Below are 15,228 nucleotides of genomic sequence, written 5' to 3'. Positions count from 1 at the left end.
TGGCCCGATTTTCGGGCAATGAAAAGCCATGGATTCAGGGTCCGGCCTCCTCCCAGTGACCGCCATGTCATGTCCTGCATCGTGCTCATCTGCTCATGACATGAAACACCCAAACGTTACGCCATTTGCATAAAAATGCAACGTATGTTTAATTTTTTTATTGGCTGTCGTCATTGACGCTCTGTTCGATTACGGGGCAAAAGATCAACCAACGGCCTCATCGATGAAGCAGAGATGACCATGAGCGACGAACAACCCGCCAAGATAAAGCCGACCCGGGTCGGCAGGCCCCGGTTGGGAGCGGAGGTTGGCCGCGAGGCAATTCTCTTGAAAGCCATTCATGCTTTTGGCCGCCAGGGCTTTGACGGGGTGAATTTGCGGGAACTGGCAAGGCAGGTCGGGGTCAATATTGCGCTGGCAAATTATCACTTCGGCTCAAAAGCCGCCCTATGGGAGGCATGCCTCGAACGCATGAACCTGCGCGCGGCGCCCTGCATCAGCACCTTGCAGGCCATTTCGGCGGCCCCTTTGGCCTATTCTCAGAGAATGGCGGATTTCTATGCCACCTTCATCCGCTTCAACGCCGACCTGCCGGATTATGGCCTGTTCATTCTCCAGGAGATGGTTCAGGAAGGCCCGCGCCAGGAACAGGTGAAAGCCTCGCTGATCGATCCTTTTCACGATGCGACGGTGCCGCTTCTCTTGGAAGGAATGGACCTGGGACTGGTCCACCGGCAGGATGCATCCCTGCTGTTTTTCACCCATTCCATCACCATTTCGCACGTTCTGGCGGGCCAGGGCGCCATGGCGTTTTTTCTGGAGGAAGAAGATCGTCGGGAGCAAACATTGAAGGATATTCTGGCAATGATCCTCCGCTCCGCAGTCGGCGTGCTGACGGAGGAATTTGAGCAGGCGATGGCATTGGCCACCAAAGTCGCATAATCATTTTGATGGTGGCAGGCGGCTTAAATACTCTTTCTGGCCGTTTGCCCCTCAGGCCCGCGCCATAGCCTCGCCCCTGATCTACCACCTCCATGGTGGCAGCTTTCAGTTGCTCCTGCCTGATCGGTCTGGTCGTCGGCTTCATGCCGGCCCGCAATGCGTCAAGGCTGGGCCTGGTAGCGGCGCTGTCAAAGCATTGACAGGCTATTTGCCTTATACGGAGATTCATTGAAAATGACTCTTCGTATTCCCATTGAATATATCAGGTCTATGATGCATTTGGGATGTTTTTAATTCGAGGATGCGTCAGCATCGTCGAGACTTGGTGTGATTGAAAATATCGTATACAGTTAATTCATCCGAAGTAACAAAAAGGCGAAGCATCTTTTTGAAGCTTCGCCTCGCTATTGCTGTTAGATATTACGCAGAAATTCCGCTATGACGGTATTGCCGCAATAATACAGTTCTCTGAAGCCAATTTTTCAGATAATCCAGCTCGCAGGTTTGAATTTCCCATAATAAACCTGAAGGCGGTCGACTTCATTACCGGAGCGACCTGAGAAGCCCATGACAAAACTGCCGCTCGGGGGTGACCAATCAAATGCGCTGCCGCCGCCGCCGCCGCCGCCAATGCCGCGACCGTCGCTGATCTGGAACTGAACTTGGTCGAGCCGGTTGCCTGATCGTCCCGATATCCGCGTTATGAACTGGCCCTCAAGGATCTGAAGGGTTCCGCGGTCGCTGCCACCACCGCCGCCATGGGTCTTCGTGGAAAATTGTCCGGTGTCGTCGATATAGGACGTGCGCAGTTGGTCCGTGCGGTTGCCTGTGCGCAGGCCGATTGCGCTCACTCGGGTTTTCCGCGAAATATAGGTGCTAATGTCGATATCATCGAACGGGCTGCCGCCGTCGCCGCCCCAATAGCTGCTGGTTTGTACATTGAATTTGAGCGTCGGTGTGCCATTCTTGAGTGAGGGGAGGTTTAGAGCAGGAAAGTTTCCAGCCGCCGCCGTCCCGAAAGCGCTCATCTGCGTTTTAATGGCATTGATATCGCTGGTAGCGGTACTCGTATTCGTGATCAATGTCTGATCGCTAAAGCCGCCGTAAAAATTGTAAATATTTGAGATCCAGTTCATCTGGTTCAAAGCTTGTGTAATCGTCGTGAGGCTACCGGTCAGGCCTGAATCAATGCTCCCGCCCGTAAAGTAGTTGCGATTGGCGCTCACCTTATCGAAGGCGTTCCCAGCGTTGGGCACGGCTTCATATCCAGTACTGGAAATAGATGTCACCACCGGCGCATCGATGGGAATGGATGGGAATTTGACGGCAAAGGCTACGAAATCGCTGGGCAGTGGCAGTGCTGGATTGAGCAACCCAGTGACCTTCTGGCGGAAGGCATAGTTAACCGTTGTGACTTTGAGGAAGTTGGTCATAGCGGTTTGCAGGCTGCCGCCAACCGAAACGCCATCGAAGATACCGTTTGCCTTCAGGCTGGTGACGAGTGAGGCCTGCTCTTCCCGGGTTTGAGAGTAGAAAGTGTAAACCGCCATGTATTCACCGCCGGTTTGGACACTCGACACGAAGGAATCGCCATACGCGCGGACAAATTGGTTTGCCGAAGCATCGTCTGTCGGAATGCTGATACCTTGTTCGAAGGACACGTCGGTGAAGCTGGTCCCGCCAGTTCCGTGCCGAGCATAGACGGTGACCGATACGCTGTAGGTGGTCACCTTGAGTGACGCCATGAACTCCATTTTTTCGTCGGCACCGCCCACCGGACCAAAGCCCACTGAAAGTGACTGATCAATCGACAGCGATTTTGCCAATTCTTCGATTGTGGTGCTGACCGAGCAGATGACTTCGCTGCTGGCACCGGTTGTGGCCGATTTGCCTTGAACAGCCGTGGAAAGGCCTTGCCCGAGGACACTGTTATATCCCTGAAACAGTGTCGTGGGCGCGGTGGCTTTGACGCTGGAAACTTCAATATTCATTAATAATTCCTCTCTCGTTCAAATTTGATGAACGATTGAATATTCTTTAGGTTGTAAATTCGGTCAATACAATCTAAAGGCCTTTTTTGGGTGTACCTCCTTGGCGTGGACATCAATCAATTTTGCCGGTTTGCGGCTCGACACCAAGCGTCATTGGTTCGCCCCTAGAGTGCCGCGCAGAAAAAAGTCATGGAAAATGGCTTAGTCCGGTGACAACGCCTGACTTTGACTTAGACATCATGCTGGGCCTTGTGCCGTGCAGCGAATACAAAGGCATCAAAGATGCTGACGCATCCTCGCCTGACGGAAGTTTCAAACATCTCAAGCCCTTGATGGATTTGAGATACTCGAAGTCTCTTCAAAGCGAGTACGTGCCCATCAGCCCCCGAGTCGCGCCACAGCCTCGCCCCTGATCCGCTCGACCATGGAACGCAGGCCGTTGGCGCGTTGGGCGGAGAGGTGTTCGATCAGGCCGAGCTTGCCGAACAGGTCGAGGGCGTTAAAGCCTGCGACTTCTGAGGCGGTCTTGCCGGAATAGGCTGATAGCACGATGGCGACCAGGCCCTTGACGATATGGGCATCGGAATCGCCTTCGAACGTCAGGATCGGGTTTGGCCCTTCGCCCGCCTTCGTCACCAGCCAGACCTGACTGGCACAGCCCTTGACCTTGTTGTCAGCGATACGCTGTTCTTCCGGCAGATCCGGCAGCGCCTTGCCCAGTTCGATCACATAGCGGTAGCGGTCTTCCCAATCGTCGAGATAGGCGAAGTCGTCGATAATCTGGTCGATGGGCGTCATGGGAGGATCATCCAGGCGGTTTTTTGGGTGTTTCAGGTGGCTTCCGGTGAGGGCTTTGGAAGCCGCTTGAGGCCATATAGGCCTTTCCCATGCGGAAATGAACCGGCTGCGCCGGTAAAAATCACTCAACCTGCGGGTTTCGGCCTTGGTCTTGGAACGGTGATGGTCAGGGGCACGCCATTGCCAGCCGCAGAGACCGTACCGGTGACCATATGGTCTTCGCTGGCGGCGGCAGGGGTGGCGATTGCCGCTTCCGTGACGCTGCCGTGGGCTGGCGCGGTATCGACGCTGATGGCCTGATGATCCTCTCCGGTGCCGAACTGACGGTTAAGCAATTGATAAGCGACCAGCGCACCTTCACGCGCCCGGATTCCGATGGCCTGAAGCGTCTGGCCGCCCTTTACGCATACATCGGGCTTTTCGCCGCAGAGGCCGGAAACGTAATCATAGGCGCCGGATGCGGCCGAAACGGCATTTGCCAGCTCAAATTGCGGTGCAGATGCCGAACCGTCACGCGGCGCGCCGCCCAGATAGGACAGGGCGACCAATACCAGCGTAAACCAGAATGCTCCCTTGATCAGAAACCACATGACCGCTTATCCGTCTCGTTCTGCGACAGTTTCTCGTCTGTCGCGTCGGTTGCGCCGGTCGAATGGCCGGGCTGCTGCGAAACAGACTATGATTCGCGCGGAAATATCGCTTTGCAAAACATCATCGGATTTTCTGCGTATTTTCATAAAATGCGTTCTTTCCGCATTTGAACCACATTCTAGTCAAAGTTTAACGACCGAGGTTAAGCATAATTGCGGCAGAACCCTTCTGTTCCCGGGCTTTTTCATTCCACCTGATGCCACAGATATTAACGTGATGCGGAAAAACATGCAAAATCCGTTGCTTACGCCACGTTAACCATGTTTTCGAAAGCTTTTGACCCCTGTCCCTTTCCGAGACGGAAACACCGGTTTAGGCGGGTTTTGCAGCTTTCCCTTTATCTTTTCCTTAAGGCGGCGACCTCTATTGTTTGGTCAGTAAAGAGGACCGCAAGTCGCGGAAATTTGGCGTGTTGGTATTGAGTAAAATCGCTGATCGGGCAAAGACCCTTCTCGACGAAGCCGTGACCCTGGTGGTGACGCGCATCGGCGCGGAAGCCTCGCCGTCTCGCGCCGAAGTTGCGGCGGCACGTTGCGTGGTCCTGGCCTGCTTGCCCGCTCTGGTCCTCGTGCCGCTCACCCTTTCCTTCTTTCAAGGTATCGCCGTGGCCCTGCCGCTCGGCGTTGCCATTGTTGCCGGCCTGTTTCTGATCGCCGTGGTCGCCGCCCTGTGGCTGGCGCGCCTGTCTTCTCGCCAGCCAGCTATCCGCCATTCCCTCGACACGAGTGCTTCTATCGATCTGTCGCTGTTTCCCGGCATGGTTTTCACCCTGGATGCCCAGGCGCGGGTGGAGACCGTCGGTGGGCGCGATGCCCGCGATTTCCTGCCTTTCCTGCGCAATCCGCTCGGCCGTCCCTTCATCGATCAGGTGCATGTTACCGACCGTATCGCCTTTGTGCGTGCCTTTGACGCCCTGCGCCAGGGCGAGGATATCGGTCGTGTGAAGCTGCGGCTTGCCCGCCCCACCAATGCCCATTCTGAAGGCTCTAACGGCGAAAACCTGCTTGGCGAAATCACGAGCGACGAGGCTGCCGATGGCACGCTGATGGCGGTTGGGCTCGACATGGCCGTGCGCCGCGACGAGCGCGGTGGCATTGCCGGGATTTTCGTGCAGATGCTGGATTGCCGCGAGCAACAGCAAATGGCGCAGCGGCTGGTCAAGCTTGATGCCGATTTACAGACGGCCAATGAAGCCAAATCTCGCTTTCTCGCTGCCGTCAGCCATGAATTGCGCACGCCGCTGAATGCCATACTCGGTTTTTCCGATATTCTGATGGGCGATTATTTCGGCCGGATGGAAGATGAACGTCACCGGGAATATGTGCGGTTAATCCGCCAATCCGGCGGCCATCTTCTGTCGGTCGTCAATACCATGCTCGATATGTGCCGCATCGAGGCCGGGCGCTACGAGTTGCTGGTGGAGCCGTTCTGCCTTGCGCAAACCATTCACGATTGTGAAAACATGCTGGCCTTGCAGGCGCAGGAAAAGGGCGTGAAGCTCACCAGCCGCATTGGCCGCGATGTGAGCGAGCTGACCGCCGATCCGCGCGCCGTGCGCCAGATCCTGATCAATCTTGTTGGTAACGCCATTAAATTCACTGAGCAGGGTGGTGTTGTCACCGTGGATGCGGCACGTTTCGGCAAGGATCTGGTGATCTCTGTCAGCGATACGGGTATCGGTATCGCCCAGGATCGCATCCTTCTGCTTGGCCAGCCTTTCGTTCAGGTCGACAGTGATTATAACAGGAAATTCGACGGCGTCGGCCTGGGCCTGTCGCTGGTCAAGGGGCTGGTTGCCCTGCATGGTGGCACATTCCTGTTGACGAGCCGTGAGGGGGAGGGGACGGTGGTTTCCATCACCCTGCCAATCGACGGATCGGGCATTGCCCGGGTTCAATCCACAGGCGAAAGCCGTCAGATCGAATTTCCGCCACGCTTGCCCGTCAGTGAAAGGCAGCCTGGTCGCGAGAGGCTCGATGGCTCAAAGAGCGAGATCTTGGGGAGCGACAGGGCGGGGCTTGCCCAATCGTCGCGGCAGCACCAGATGGATGAGGTCTGTTTTGAAGAGGGTGCGGGACAAACGCATGAGCAGCAGGGTAGCGGGCAGCCGGGCCAAAGGATGGGCCAGCAAAAGGATGTGAATGACGACGCGAAAGCGAAAATCGCCTGATAAAAGAAAACCGGCCCGCAAGGAGCCGGGTTTTCTGATGATGGCCGCTCGAGCGTCCATGCGCCTCTGTGCGCGCAATCCAGCCCGGTTCACCAGCACGGTCGGCTTTGTCGTGGTCATGGGTTTCGTTGCGGCCAATGCGTTCTGGTATCAGCCGGGACGGCATCCGTCTCCCTTCCTGCGCACCCGCGATCCGCATGATTTTACCGCCATGCTGGGGCTGAACAGCAACCATTCCCTGAAACCCGACCCTGATGACGTCACCACGTTCCGTATTCAGCGCCAGACAGCGGAAAACACACCCGCCAGCACAGCGCCCGGCGCCGGTGGTCCAGCAACAGCTGTGGTGCCGGCGACTGATACCGGTGCCGATCGGTTGACCGCCGGTATCCAGGCGCAGCTCATTCGCCTGGGGCTTTACGATGGCGTCGCCGATGGCAAACGTGGACCCCGAACCGATGCAGCGATCAGCGCCTATCAGCGGCGGATCGGCATGCCGGTTACCGGTGCGCCCAGCGATGACCTGCTGGCGGCCTTGAGCGTCGATCAGAAATCACCCGCGGTTGCGGCCCCCAAGGGGAGTGCGCCCCCAGTGCGCCCTATGGAACGCCCGGTTCAAGTCACGACGACGGCGGATGACGCCATTGATCCCGTGGCCGCAGCCATTCGCAATGCGGAAAAGACCGTCACCACAGCGCGGTCCGCGCCTGTGCAGCCCGCGCCCTCCCGGTTGCCCACGGCAACACCCGTGTCGACCGCCTCGGCCTCCTCGGGCAAAACCCAGTCCGGTGCGCTGACCAAGGCTGCTACGTCGGCAAATACGCCAGTGCCGCAAGCACCTGTTGCCTCTGCCAGCCTTGTCACGACGGGTGCCAATGGGGCCGGTGTCAATGGGACTGGTGCAAGCGGGGAAGCAAGCCTGATCATGGATATCCAGCGCGGCCTGATCAATATCGCTTATACCGATATCAGCGTGGATGGCGTGGCTGGCGACAAGACCAAGGCCGCCATCCGTCATTTCGAGCGCCATTATCGCCTGCCGGAAACCGGCGAACCGAATATGGCGGTACTGAAAAAGCTGAAATCCATTGGCGCTTTGTAAGCGGCTTTCGCCAGCATTTGCGTATGTCCTAACGCAAAACCGATTTCCATCTTTCCAAAAGTAAGCGCTAATAAGCGATTTTTCCGTCTATCAGCGGTTTCTGCCCCGACGAAAATTCCTGCTTGAGCGATTGACGTGCATCGCTGCTGATCACCGCCATGGGAGCCGTGACAACGGTACGGGCCGCGGAACCGGCCAGATTGGCTGTGCCGATTGCCACCAGGCCGACCCGATCGCCCAAGGTGGTTTGGCCGCCTTCCATGGATTGGCCAGCGATGTTCTTGCCCAGATTGCGGATGATCTCCGGACTGTCGGCAAAGGCCGTGTGGCCGAGCGGATCGTGGCTATCGACGCTGCTGGTGTCGATGGCGGTGATGCCGAGCGCTTTCAGGTCACCAGCCAGCGGCTGCAGGTCGGCCTGGCTCATGCCGCCGACCCGGTTGACGCCGCCCGACAGCCATCGCGACACGGACAAGGCCTTGTCCTTGTTGGAGGTGAAGATGGTGAAATGCGGCCGTTTGGTCCCCATTTCGATCAACTGGCGACGAAATACATCGACATCGATATCCGGCGAGGCCAGGATGACATTGTTGACCTTGCTTGGAACTGTGCCGGTCCGCATCGCCACGCCGCGCAACGCTTCCATGGTCAGCCAGGTGCCCATGGAATGGGAAATAATCGTCACATCGCCGACATTGGGATTCTTCGCGGCTTGCAGGATCAGGTCTTCCAGCGCCCGCCGGGAATAGGTGGTGCTTTCCTTGTCGTAGAGATAGTCGAACACACTGCCGCGCGACGGCCATGTGAACAGGATCGGGGATGCGTCCGTGCCGGAATCATGGATGACCTGGGCAAAGCGGAAAACCGCATCCGAATACGTATTGTTAAAGCCATGCACGAAGATCACGGCCTGGCGTTTCTTGTTCCGGGTCGCGTTGAACCACTGCAAAGCCTCGGATTCTGTCGGGACCTTATCGGCCTTCAGCACCGCGAAATCATGTTCCGGGTTGGGGGGCACACGGGACGGCCATTGCACTTCGCCTACCTTGCGGTTGCGCTCCGGAGGGATGGAAACGACCACATTGTTCACTGAGATGGCTGTGCCGCGATCACCGGAATAAAGCAGGCCGGGATCGTCCGCCGGTTTGCGGGTGGTGAACACCAGCATGTTCACCTGGCTGGCGTCGCTGGCAACCGGCACAGGCTTCAATACACTTTCTGGCCTGCCCGCGCAGCCACCCAACACGAGGACGATCACTAAGGGAATGACGGCATGTCCCGCAAAAGCAGGACTGGATCCTGCCAGCCCGCTTGCGGCCGACCCAGATGCGGAAGCGGAAGGCGTGGGGGCATATCCACGCTTCAAGAGAGAGCGGGCGTGTTCCCGCTTCCTGTTCTTGAGCCAGCCGAGAGTCGGCATCCTATTTCTCGGCTCCGATAGCATTGTTGTCTGGGCCACTGTTGTCGTGGCCATGGGTATCGGGGACGTGACTGTCGTGCGCCTGGTTTTTCTCCGGCTTGATCCGGAACCAGGTGATGTAGAGCGCGGGCAGGAACAGCAGGGTCAGCACGGTTCCGACGACGATGCCACCCATCATGGCAAAGGCCATCGGTCCCCAGAAGATCTGTCGCGAGATCGGGATCAGCGCCAGGGTTGCTGCGGCGGCGGTTAGCATGATCGGGCGCATCCGGTGTTCGGTGGCCTCGACCACGGCCGCAAAGGCCGCGACGCCCGATTTTCGCAGGTCCTCGATCTGCACCACCAGGATGACAGAGTTTCGGATCAGGATGCCGATCAGCGCGAGCACGCCGAGCAGCGCCACGAAGCCAAGGGGCGCGTTGCTGGTGAGAAGCGCGATCACCACGCCGACCAGCGCCAGCGGGGCTACGGAAAACACCAGGAACAGCCGGTGGAAGCTCTGCAACTGGATCATCAGCAGCGTTGCCATGATGAACAGCATCAGGGGTGCCACCTGGATGATCGGCCCCTGCGACTTGTTGCTCTCCTCGACCGCGCCGCCGATATTGACGGCATAGCCTGCCGGAAGCGCCTTGGAGAATTCGGTGACTTTGCCGCTCAGCGCGTTGACGATGGTCGCGGGCTGGGTGGGGCCGTTGACGGCGGCCTCGATGGTGATCGTCGGCGTGCGGTCGCGCCGCCAGATGGTCGGCTGCTCCAGTTCGTAATGGAAGGTGGCGACGGATGACAGCGGGATCGACTGGCCGTTGCTGCTCGGCAATTGCAGATCGACCAGCGTTTCGACGGAACCGCGATCCTTCTTTTCGGCACGGCTGACGACATCGATCAGGTAGATGTCGTCACGAACCTTGGTGACGGTCGATCCCTCGACCACTCTGTTGAGGGTCTGGGCGATGTCTTCGGAGGTGACACCCAGTTGGCGGGCCTTGTCCTGTAGCACATCCACCTTCAGCACCCGGGCCGGTTCATACCAGTTGAAGGCGATATTGGTGAGCAGCGGGTGGGTGCCGACAATGGCGGCCAGTTTGCCGGCATAATCGCGCACTTTTTGGATGTCCGGGCCGGACACGCGGTATTGCACCGGCTTTCCTACGGGAGGTCCGATATCCAGAAGCTTCACATAGGCATCGGTGCCGGGGAAGGTTTGGCTGAGATAGGCCTGGAATTGTTGGCGCAGCTTGTCGCGCACGTCCAGCCCTTTGGTGACGATGATCATCTGGCCGAAGGTGATATCATCAGGCTGCACATCGAAAGACAGGATGAAGCGCGGCGCACCGCGGCCGACATAGGTCGACCAATGGTCGATATCCGGGTTGTTGGCCAATTGCTCCTGTTCGAACTTGGCCATCTGCCGGTTGGTCTCGTCGATGGAGCTGTTTTGCGGCAGGTTCCAGTCGACGATCAGTTCCGGGCGGTCGGAACTGGGGAAGAATTGCTGCTGCACATGGGTCATGCCATAGAGCGACAGGGCGAAGGCGCCGATCGTTGCAACGATGGTCAGCCAGCGCCAGCGCAGGCAAAAGTGGAGCATGCTGGCAAACAGCCGGGCAAACCAACCCTTGTGGTCGGCATGCTTCTTCATGGTCTTCGGCAGCATGGTGACGCCCAGAAGCGGCGTGAACAGCACAGCCACCACCCAGGACACCACCAGCGACACGGCGATGACGACGAACAGCGAGAAGGTGAATTCGCCCGCATTGCTGTTGTTCAACCCGACCGGGATGAAGCTGGCGACGGTGACGAGCGTTCCGGTCAGCATCGGGAAGGCGGTCGAGGTATAGACATGGGTGGCGGCCTTGCGCAGGCTATCGCCCACTTCCAGGCGTGCCACCATCATTTCCACGGCAATCATCGCATCGTCGACCAGAAGCCCGAGCGCGATGATCAAGGCGCCGAGCGAGATGCGTTGCAGCGATATGCCGGCATATTGCATGAACAGGAAGGTGATCGCCAAAACCAGCGGGATCGAGATCGCCACCACCAGTCCGGCGCGCAGGCCAAGGCTGATGAAGCTGATGGCCAGCACGATGACGATTGCCTCGAACAGCGCATGGGTGAAGCTGGAAACCGCTTCCTCCACCACCGCCGGCTGATCGGCGACCCGATCGACGGAAACGCCGACCGGCAGGTCCTGGATGACGCCGGCCATGGTCTTGTCCAGCGCCTTGCCGAAATTCACCAGATTGGCACCAGCCTTCATACCGATCGCAAGACCGATTGCCGGCTTGCCATTGACCCGGAACATGCTGGTCGGCGGATCGGCATAGCCACGGCTGATGGTGGCGACATCGGTGAGCGGAAAGAACCGGTCGTTGACCTTGAGATTGATCGACCGCAGGCTGTCTTCCGAAATGAAGCGCCCGCCGACCCGAAGGGCGATCCGCTCCGGCCCGGCATCGATGAAGCCTGACTGGGTGACGGCATTCTGGGCCTGAAGCGTGGCGATGATCGCCGATTGGTCGATGCCGAGGGCAGCAATCTTTCGGGTGGAGAATTCGAGGTAGATCGCCTCGTCCTGCGTGCCGACAATGTCGACCTTGCCGATATTGGGAACGGTCAGCAGCTTGGTGCGGGCGCTCTCGACCAGATCGCGCAATTGCCGATGGGTCAGGCCGTCGCTGGTGAAGGCGTAGATATTGCCGTAAACGTCGCCGAAACGGTCGTTATAGAACGGTCCGACGACGCCGGAGGGAAAGTCGCCCTGGACATCCTGGACCATGTTGCGCACGCGCAGCCATGTGGCGGGCACGTCACGGGCCTTGGTGGTATCCAGCAGGTTGACGAAGACGATGGTCTGGCCCGCTGTGGTGATCGACCTGGTATAGTCGAGCGATTCCAGTTCCTGCAGCTTCTTCTCGATCCGGTCGGTGATCTGCTGGGTGACTTCCTGGGCGGAGGCGCCGGGCCATTGGGCCTGAATCACCATGGTCTTGATGGTGAAGGACGGGTCTTCTTCACGCCCAAGGCCGATATAAGCGAGCACGCCGGCCAGCGAAAACACCATCATGAAATACCAGACGAGGGAACGATGTTCGAGCGCCCAGTCCGACAGGTTAAATTTCTTCACGGGCGCGGCTCCTCATCGGTCTTGATCTTTTGTCCCTCGGCAAGCTGATTGGCGCCGGCGACGGCAACCTGCTCGCCCTCCTTCAATCCGGACAGGACCTTCACCCGGTTGCCGTCGGTAGTGGCGTCATCAAGGACGACCTTGCGCAGGGCGACTGTGGCATTGGCCCGATCGATCACCCAGACACCGGTTGCGCCGTCTTTTCTGAGGATGGCGGTCAACGGCAGCAGGATGACGCCGTCCTCTTCATCACGGCTTGCAGTCGCGGTCACCACGGCGCCGAGACGAAACACCTCGGGAGCATCGTTGATGGCGATCTTCAGCCGGTGGGTGCGGGTTTCCGCATCGGCTTCCGGGCCGATCTCGCGCAGCGTTCCGATAGCCAGCTTGGTGGGATCGAGCTGTAGCGCCACGTTGAACTTCGTGCCTTCCTTCAGCGCGCCGATCCGTCCTTCCGGGACATCGACGATCACGTCACGCTGGTCCAGCCGTGCGACTTTCATCACCGTCTGCCCGGCGGTCACCGTCTGGCCGACTTCGACGGACACTGACGTGACGACGCCGTCGAATTCCGCCTGAAGCCGCGCATAACCCAATTGCTCGCGGGCCTTGTCCAGCTTGGCATTTGCCTGGTCGAGACTTGCCTGGGCCGATTTCAGGCCTTGTTCGGCCACTTCGAAATCGGCGACGCTGCCGGCATTGATGGTGGCGAGCGTGCGCCGGCGCTTTTCGGTGATCTGCGCATTCTCAAACGCCGCCTGGGCATTGCGCAGGTCGGCCTCGGCGCTGTTGACGGCAAATTGCAGCGCAAGCGGATCAATTTCGGCAACCACGTCGCCCTTGTGAACGAGATCGCCGACTTCGGCCTTGCGCAGGATCACTCGGCCGAGCGTGCGGAAGGCAAGATCGGTTTCGACTCGCGCCTGGACGACACCGGCAAAGCTGACCCCCGACAGGCGTTCGGCCTTGACGGTCATCGAGCGGACAGGACGTGGCCCGGTGGCCTGCTGGTCGTCCTTCTCGCTGCAACCGGCGGCAAGCGCCAGGGCAAGCAGAAAGGGAAGGGTGATGATTGGACGGTAGAGGCGCATGTCACTTTTCCTTAAAGGCCACGACCTGGCCGTCCGTCAGAAACTTGCCGCCGTCGGTGACGATGATGTCCCCGGGCGCGACGCCGGATGCCACCACGAAATCGCCGACGCGGTAGCGGGCAATGTCGATCTTGCGCAGCTTGACGGAGCTGTCGGCGGTGTTGACCGCCCAGACGGCGGGCTGGCCATTGGCCGAGGCCATGGCGCTCCAGGGGAGCACGATGCCCTGCTGCGGCTGAGCGCGGAACCGTCCGACGACAGTCGTGCCGAGCGACCATTGCGTGTCCGCGGGCAGGGCGACCTTGATACGGATGGTGCCGGCGCTGGTGTCGATGGCCGGAGAGACTTCGCGGATCTTGCCGTCCTGGGGATTGGCGCGGCCGCCGATCGGCGAGACCTCGACGGTATCGGACGGCGCACCTTCCAGGAAAAACGCTTCGAACATATCGAATACGGCATCGCGCGGTCCGTCATGGGCAAGCGTCAGGGCCGCCTGCGCCGCCGAAACCACCTGTCCCACCTCGATGCTGCGCGAGGTAATGATGCCGTCGGCATCGGCCTTCAACTCCGTATAGGTCATCGCATCCTGGGCGGTGGCCAGATTGGCCTGCGCGGTTTGCAGCGAGCCTTGAGCCGTGGCGAGATCCTCGCGGGCCTGGTCGAAGGTGGATTGGGCAATGGTGTTGGTCTGGATCAGTACCTTGTAGCGGTCGAAGGCCAATTTCTTCTGGCGCATCGTTGCCTGGGCCGATTCCAGCCCGGCCTGGGCAACGGCGATATCAGCCTTCTGCTCGGTATTGTCGAGGAGTGCCAGAACGTCGCCCGCCTTGACCCGGTCGCCGACATCGACATGCCTCTCGATCACCCGGCCTGCGGTACGGAACGACAGGTCGGACTGCACCCGCGCTTTCACCGATCCGGAGATTTCCACCGAGGGCTGGTATTGCGCGGTTTGGGCCTTGGTCACCGTGACACTGCGCGGTGAAGACTGGCTCTCGGTCTTTTCATTGCAGCCTGCCAGACACAAAGCGAGCAGGACGCAAGCCAGTCCGGATAAAGTCGTTTGTAACCGCACTGTGAGGTCCCCACCATTGCATTCACGGGTCGTTTCGAGTAGATATCAATGACTGTACGGTTAGTCAATATAGTTGCCGGAGCGATAGTTGCCGGTATAGGAATTGAAAGCGTAATGCGGGTGCTTTCGCTCCGTCGCCTCACGCAAGTCCGCTCGCTCAAACCTCAAGGAAAATGGTCATGGCAAAGCGATTGAAAACGATCAGCCGGGCCGAGCAGAAAGCGAGGCGCCCGCAGGAAATATTGGAAGCTGCATTTGAAGAATTTCTGGACAAAGGTTTTTCTGCGACGCGTGTGGAAGATGTAGCTCTGCGGCTCGGCATTACAAAGGGCACGGTTTATCTTTATTTTCCGTCAAAAGAGGTCTTGTTCGAGGAGACCATCCGGCAGATGTCGCTGCCGTTGTCTCAGTTGCGTGCTTCTGCTGAAATATTGGAGGGCAGCCATGCCGAACGATTGAAGCAAATGATCGGCATGGCCTATGAGATGATCGCCGGCGATTGCAAGTGTAGCGAACTCCTGCGTTTGACGGTGAGCGAGGGAACCCGCTTTCCCCATATTGTAGACAGGCATTACGACGAATTCGTTGCGCCCCTCTTGAAAACGGTCTGCACGCTGGTGGAGGGGGGCGTCGCTGCCGGCGAATTTTTGCCTGGCCCTGCCGCTTCGGCTCCCGATGTTCTGATTGGACCGATCATCCACTTCAATCTCTGGTCAATCCTGTTTGCGCAACGCAGGCCGCTTGAGCAAAAGGCGTACATGGAGGCTCATGTCGATATGGTGATGCGGACCCTGATGCGCGGCAAGGGCGAATAATCCCGACTGCCCCGATGAATGTCTTTCTTTCCGTCAATCCTGCCTA

11 protein-coding genes are annotated in these 15,228 nt (G+C 58.7%); 4 read left to right on the top strand and 7 right to left on the bottom strand.

Going from position 1 to position 15,228, the window contains the following annotated elements; genetic code table 11:
* Positions 1–240: 240 nt before the first annotated feature.
* On the top strand, positions 241–942 hold the full coding sequence (locus IEI95_RS21320) for a TetR/AcrR family transcriptional regulator (RefSeq protein ID WP_194416969.1): 702 nt from the start codon (positions 241–243) through the stop codon (positions 940–942).
* Between the two features lie 482 nt (positions 943–1,424).
* Here IEI95_RS21320 and IEI95_RS21315 read toward each other — a convergent pair whose 3' ends face one another.
* The 3 genes from IEI95_RS21315 to IEI95_RS21305 form a co-directional block, all read right to left on the bottom strand.
* Positions 1,425–2,933 (bottom strand): jacalin-like lectin, encoded by a 1,509-nt coding sequence (locus IEI95_RS21315; RefSeq protein ID WP_015915350.1) that lies wholly within the window; start codon positions 2,931–2,933, stop codon positions 1,425–1,427.
* A gap of 378 nt (positions 2,934–3,311) precedes the next feature.
* Positions 3,312–3,731 (bottom strand): SufE family protein, encoded by a 420-nt coding sequence (locus IEI95_RS21310; protein ID WP_156537744.1) that lies wholly within the window; start codon positions 3,729–3,731, stop codon positions 3,312–3,314.
* Between the two features lie 125 nt (positions 3,732–3,856).
* On the bottom strand, positions 3,857–4,321 hold the full coding sequence (locus tag IEI95_RS21305; RefSeq protein WP_156533847.1) for a DUF5330 domain-containing protein: 465 nt from the start codon (positions 4,319–4,321) through the stop codon (positions 3,857–3,859).
* Positions 4,322–4,791: 470 nt separating this feature from the next.
* Between IEI95_RS21305 and IEI95_RS21300 the strand changes: the two genes are divergently transcribed.
* Together IEI95_RS21300 and IEI95_RS29490 are read left to right on the top strand one after the other, a co-directional pair.
* A complete protein-coding gene (locus IEI95_RS21300) occupies positions 4,792–6,552 on the top strand; it encodes an ATP-binding protein (RefSeq protein WP_234934246.1) in 1,761 nt (586 codons plus the stop codon).
* Positions 6,553–6,589: 37 nt separating this feature from the next.
* Positions 6,590–7,654: a peptidoglycan-binding domain-containing protein gene (locus tag IEI95_RS29490; protein ID WP_234894771.1), complete on the top strand. Its 1,065-nt coding sequence runs from the start codon at positions 6,590–6,592 to the stop codon at positions 7,652–7,654.
* A gap of 67 nt (positions 7,655–7,721) precedes the next feature.
* On the opposite strand, the gene IEI95_RS21290 is transcribed toward IEI95_RS29490, so the two are convergent.
* Genes IEI95_RS21290 through IEI95_RS21275 form a run of 4 tightly spaced genes read right to left on the bottom strand, consistent with a single transcriptional unit; the run spans position 7,722 to position 14,367 of the window.
* Complete coding sequence (locus tag IEI95_RS21290; protein ID WP_156537747.1) at positions 7,722–9,074, bottom strand: alpha/beta hydrolase; 1,353 nt, start codon at positions 9,072–9,074, stop codon at positions 7,722–7,724.
* Between the two features lies 1 nt (position 9,075).
* Entirely contained in the window at positions 9,076–12,201 is a 3,126-nt protein-coding gene (locus IEI95_RS21285) for an efflux RND transporter permease subunit (RefSeq protein ID WP_194416968.1), read from the bottom strand.
* Positions 12,198–13,292, bottom strand: coding sequence for an efflux RND transporter periplasmic adaptor subunit (locus IEI95_RS21280; protein ID WP_156537748.1), 1,095 nt, complete (start codon positions 13,290–13,292; stop codon positions 12,198–12,200). The genes IEI95_RS21285 and IEI95_RS21280 overlap by 4 nt, the downstream gene beginning before the upstream one ends.
* 1 nt (position 13,293) lies before the next feature.
* Positions 13,294–14,367: an efflux RND transporter periplasmic adaptor subunit gene (locus tag IEI95_RS21275; RefSeq protein ID WP_087727559.1), complete on the bottom strand. Its 1,074-nt coding sequence runs from the start codon at positions 14,365–14,367 to the stop codon at positions 13,294–13,296.
* 191 nt (positions 14,368–14,558) lie between these two features.
* On the opposite strand from IEI95_RS21275, the gene IEI95_RS21270 reads away from it, so the two are divergent.
* On the top strand, positions 14,559–15,182 hold the full coding sequence (locus tag IEI95_RS21270; protein ID WP_234934245.1) for a TetR/AcrR family transcriptional regulator: 624 nt from the start codon (positions 14,559–14,561) through the stop codon (positions 15,180–15,182).
* The last annotated feature ends 46 nt before the right edge of the window (positions 15,183–15,228 follow it).

It is taken from the genome of Agrobacterium vitis, assembly GCF_014926405.1.
GTDB classification, from domain to species: domain Bacteria; phylum Pseudomonadota; class Alphaproteobacteria; order Rhizobiales; family Rhizobiaceae; genus Allorhizobium; species Allorhizobium vitis_H.
Note: the sequence above shows the minus strand (reverse complement) of the source record. Positions and strands in the feature narration are given on the sequence as shown.

Excerpts from the sequence above, each read along its gene's own strand:
- IEI95_RS21320 (WP_194416969.1), top strand. The coding sequence starts at position 241 with ATGAGCGACGAACAACCCGCCAAGATAAAGCCGACCCGGGTCGGCAGG.
- IEI95_RS21315 (WP_015915350.1), bottom strand. The coding sequence starts at position 2,933 with ATGAATATTGAAGTTTCCAGCGTCAAAGCCACCGCGCCCACGACACTG.
- IEI95_RS21310 (WP_156537744.1), bottom strand. The coding sequence starts at position 3,731 with ATGACGCCCATCGACCAGATTATCGACGACTTCGCCTATCTCGACGAT.
- IEI95_RS21305 (WP_156533847.1), bottom strand. The coding sequence starts at position 4,321 with ATGTGGTTTCTGATCAAGGGAGCATTCTGGTTTACGCTGGTATTGGTC.
- IEI95_RS29490 (WP_234894771.1), top strand. The coding sequence starts at position 6,590 with ATGATGGCCGCTCGAGCGTCCATGCGCCTCTGTGCGCGCAATCCAGCC.
- IEI95_RS21290 (WP_156537747.1), bottom strand. The coding sequence starts at position 9,074 with ATGCCGACTCTCGGCTGGCTCAAGAACAGGAAGCGGGAACACGCCCGC.
- IEI95_RS21280 (WP_156537748.1), bottom strand. The coding sequence starts at position 13,292 with ATGCGCCTCTACCGTCCAATCATCACCCTTCCCTTTCTGCTTGCCCTG.